The organism is Streptomyces sp. AcH 505, from assembly GCF_000818175.1.
Taxonomy (GTDB): Bacteria; Actinomycetota; Actinomycetes; order Streptomycetales; family Streptomycetaceae; genus Streptomyces.
The window spans coordinates 722,005-726,538 of the sequence record NZ_JTIY01000002.1; the positions used below are offsets into that span (position 1 = coordinate 722,005).

Consider the following 4,534-nt stretch of genomic DNA (forward strand, 5'->3'; position numbering starts at 1 on the left):
TACGAGGTCCCGTTCGGCGCCGTCCAGCAGATCGATCCCGCCGATCGTCCGGTCCGGATCAGCCGCGACCGCTTCGAGCACCCGCAGCAGCCGCGCGACGACCGCCTCGGCCGTCTCCCGGTCGAACAGCTCCGTGCGGTACTCCAACGAGCCGCGCATCCCCGCCGCGTCCCCCGACGGGTCGTGTCCCTCGCCGAGCGTGAGGGACAGGTCGAACTTCGCCACCTCCGTCCTGGCAGGCATCCGGCTCGCGTGCAGCAGCGCCCGCCGCCCCGCCGAGGCGCCGGCCCCCTCGGCCGGTCCCGCCGTCGCCGCCTCAGCCGCGCTGTTGAACGTGATCATGACCTGGAACAGCGGGTGACGGGCGAGGCTGCGCACCGGGTTCAGCGCCTCAACCAGCCGCTCGAACGGCACGTCCTGGTGGGCGTACGCGGCGAGGTTCCGCTCCCGCACCCTGGCCAGCAACTCGCGGAAGGTGGGATCGCCGCCGGTGTCGGTGCGCAGCACCAACGTGTTGACGAAGAACCCGACAAGCTCCTCCGTGGCGTCGTCGGTACGCCCGGCCACCGCCGTGCCGACCGGTATGTCGTCGCCCGCCCCGAGCCGGGTCAGCAGCGCGGCGAACGCGGCCTGCGCCACCATGAAGGTCGTGGTGTGCGTCGCCCGCGCGTGTTCCGCGAGCCGGCCGTGCAGCGCGGCGGGAACCGTGAACGCGACACGGTCACCGGTGTACCCGGCGGCCGCCGGACGCGGCCGGTCCGTCGGCAGCTCCAGCTCCTCGGGCAGACCCTCCAAAGCCTGCTTCCAGTAAGCCAGTTGCCGACCGGACACACTGTCGGGGTCCGACTCGTCGCCAAGGACCTCGTGCTGCCACAGCGCGTAGTCCGCGTACTGCACCGGCAGCGGCTCCCACCCGGGAGCCCCGCCCGCGCACCGCGCCTCGTACGCACCGGTCAGATCACGGGCCAGCCGGGTCATCGACCAGCCGTCGCTGGCGATGTGGTGGATCACCAGCAGCAGCACATGCTCCGTCGCCGACAGCCGGAACAGCACCGTACGGAACGGGATGTCCGACGTCAGATCGAACACGTGCTGTGCCGCCTCGGCCACCAGGACCTCGACGGTCTCCTCAGCCGCGTTGACAACCTCCAGGACCTGCCGCACCCGCTCGACCGGCACCACGACCTGGCGGGAGCCCGCCGCGTCCTCGGCGAAGACCGTCCGCAGACTCTCGTGCCGCTCCAGCACGTCGCCGACAGCCCGCTCCAGGGCCGACGGATCCAGCTCACCGGACAGCCGCAGCGCCGTCGGCACGTTGTACGTCGCCGAGGGACCCTCGAACTGGTAGAGGAACCACAGCCGTTGCTGGGCGGGGGAGAGCGGCAGCCGATCCGGGCGCGGACGCGCCGTCAGCGGGGTGCGGGCCCGGCCCGCACTGTCCAGTACACCGGACAGCCCGGCCACCGTCGGTGTCTCGAAGAACTGCCGCACCGAAAGCTCGACGCCCAGCGTGCCGCGGATCCGGCTCACCAGCCGGCTCGCGAGCAGCGAATGACCGCCCAGGTCGAAGAAACTGTCGTCGATCCCGACCCGGGAAGCCCCCAGGATCTCGCGGAACAGCGAGCAGAGGATCTCCTCGCGCGGGCCGCGCGGCTCCCGGCCGGCCGGGCCGGCGGAGTCGTCCGGCGCGGGCAGCGCCTTACGGTCGAGCTTCTTGTTCGGCGTGAGCGGCAGCGCGTCCAGCGTCACGAACGCCGTGGGCACCATGAACTCCGGCAGACTCAGCCGCAGCTGGTCCCGCAGCACCGCACCGGACATCGCGGCTGACACCACACCGGACGGGCCGCCGGGAGCCGTTCCGGCCGGGACGACGTACGCCACCAGCCGCTGGTCGCCCGGCCGGTCCTCGCGCACCGCGACCGCCGCCTCCGCGACCGATGAGTGCCGCACGAGCTGCGTCTCGATCTCACCCAGCTCGATGCGGAAGCCCCGCAGCTTCACCTGCTGGTCGACCCGGCTCAGATAGCGCAGCGTGCCGTCCCGCTCCCGGCGGACCAGGTCACCCGTGCGGTACATGCGGGTGCCCGGCGGACCGTACGGGTCGGCCACGAACCGCTCGGCCGTCAGCGCCGCACGACGGTGGTACCCCTGTGCCAGCTGCGCGCCTGCCAGATACAGCTCGCCCGGCACACCCGTCGGCACCGGGGACAGCGCCGCGTCCAGCACGAGCGCCCGGGTGCTGGTGACCGGACGGCCGATCGACACCCGCGCGGCGTCCGCACCGGTCACCTCGGCGGCCGTCGCCCAGATCGTCGCCTCGGTCGGACCGTACAGATTGGTCACCGAACGGGCCCGCGCCGTCAGCGCACGCGCCAGCTCGGCCGACAGCGCCTCACCGCCCACCAGGACCCGCACGCCGCCCAGCTCGCCCCGTTCCTCGGCAACTACCCCCTGCCAGAGACTCGGTGTGGCCTGCACCACGGTGACCTCACGATCCGCCACGGCGCGCAGCAGGGCACGCGGGTCCTTCGCCGTCTCCTCGTCCGAGAGGACGAGGGCGGCCCCGTGCAGCAGCGGCAGGAAGATCTCCAGCCCCGCGATGTCGAACCCGACCGTGGTCACTGCGAGCAGCCGGTCGTCCGCGCCGGGTGCGAACCGCCGCCCCATGTCACCGAGGAAGTTCCCGAGCGCGTCCCGGGGGACCACCACACCCTTCGGACGGCCGGTGGAGCCCGACGTGTAGATCATGTACGCCGGATGCGCCCCCGACACCGGGGACGTCAGCTCCTCGTCGTCGAGGTCGGCCGCCGAGTACTCCGCCAGCGCCGCCTCGTCGACGGGCACGGTCAGGGTCAGGGCGGGCGCGGCGTCGTCCAGCATGTGGGCGACGCGGTCCGCCGGGTAGCCGGGATCGATCGGCAGATACGCCGCCCCGGCCTTGAGTACCGCGAGCAGTGTCGCGACCAGCTCGGCCGAGCGTGGCAAAGCGACCGCCACGAACCGCCCCGGGGCCGCACCCCGAGCGGCGAGATGCCGGGCCAAGCGGTTGGCGCGGGCGTTCAACTCCGCGTACGACCAGCGGGTCTCGCCGCACTCGACGGCCGAAGCGGCCGGAGTGAGCAGCGCCTGCCGCTCGAAGAGCCGCGTCACGGGCTCCGCAGGCACGCCGTGCCCGGTGTCGTTCCAGTCCCGCAGCACCCGCCGACGCTCGACGGCGTCCATGACCTCCAGCTGCCCGATCGGCCGATTGGGATGAGCCACGGCGGCGCCGAGCAGCCGGACCAGCCGGTCGGCGATCTCCCGCGCCGTCTCTTGGTCGAAGAGATCCGTGCTGTAGGTCAGGCTGCCGCCCATGCCCGCGCAGGTGTTGCCCTCGTCGAACCGCTCCGCCAGCGCGAAGGACAGGTCGAACCGCGCCGAGACCGACTCGGCCGCCGTCACCTCCGCCGTCAGATCGGCGAACCGGGTCGTCGTCTCCGCCCCCGGCGCCTCGGTGTTGTGCAGAGTCAGCAGGATTTGGAAGAGGGGGTGGTGGGAGAGGGTGCGGGTGGGGTTGAGGGCTTCGACGATTTGCTCGAAGGGGAGGTCTTGATTGTTGTAGGCGGTGAGGTTGGTGGTGCGGGTGTGGGCGAGGAGTTGGCGGAAGGTGGGGTTGTCGGCGGTGTTGGTGCGCAGGACGAGGGTGTTGACGAAGAAGCCGATGAGGTCGTCGGTCGCGTCGTCGGTGCGTCCTGCGACGGGGGTGCCGATGGGGATGTCGGTGCCGGCGCCGAGTCGGGTGAGGAGGGTCGCCAACGCCGCCTGGACCACCATGAAGGCCGTGGTGTTGGTCTCCCGCGCCAGCTCCGTGACCTGTCGGTGCAGAGCGGCGGGCACGGCCAGCGGGACCCTGTCCCCGGCGTAGGACGCTGTGGCGGGCCGCGGCCGGTCGGTGGGCAGGTCGAGCTGTTCGGGCAGGCCGGCGAGGGCTTCCCGCCAGTGGGCGAGCTGAGCGCCCGCGACGCTGGTGGCATCGGCGACGTCGCCGAGGATGTCGTGCTGCCACAGCGCGTAGTCGGCGTACTGGACGGGCAGCGGCTGCCAGTCGGGTTCGGCCCCGGCGCAGCGGGCGATGTAGGCGCCGGTGAGATCGCGCGCGAGGGGCGTGCGGGACCAGGCGTCGCTGGCGATGTGGTGGATGAGCAGGAGCAGTACGTGCTCGGTCTCGGACAGCCGGAACAGCGAGACCCGGAGCGGGACTTCGGTACTCAGATCGAAGCAGTGCCCGGCGGCCTTCGCCACCGTCCCGTCGAGTTCCTCGTGCGTGACGGAGACGGCTTCGAACGGTACGTCGAGGTCCTTCGCCTCCAGGACGACCTGGTAGGAGCCCTGGTCGTCCTCGGCGAACAGCGTGCGCAGGCTTTCGTGGCGGGTGACGAGGTCGTGGAGTGCGGTGTGGAGGGCGGTGGTGTGGAGTGTTCCGGTGAGGCGGAGGGTGGTGGGGATGTTGTAGGTGGGGGTGGGTCCTTCGAGTTGGTGGAGGAACCAGGAGGCG

General features: G+C 71.9%; 1 protein-coding gene. It reads right to left on the reverse strand.

The features are described 5' to 3' along the window. On the reverse strand, positions 1–4,534 hold a 4,534-nt coding region (locus HY68_RS33355), incomplete at both ends, for a non-ribosomal peptide synthetase (protein WP_157874539.1).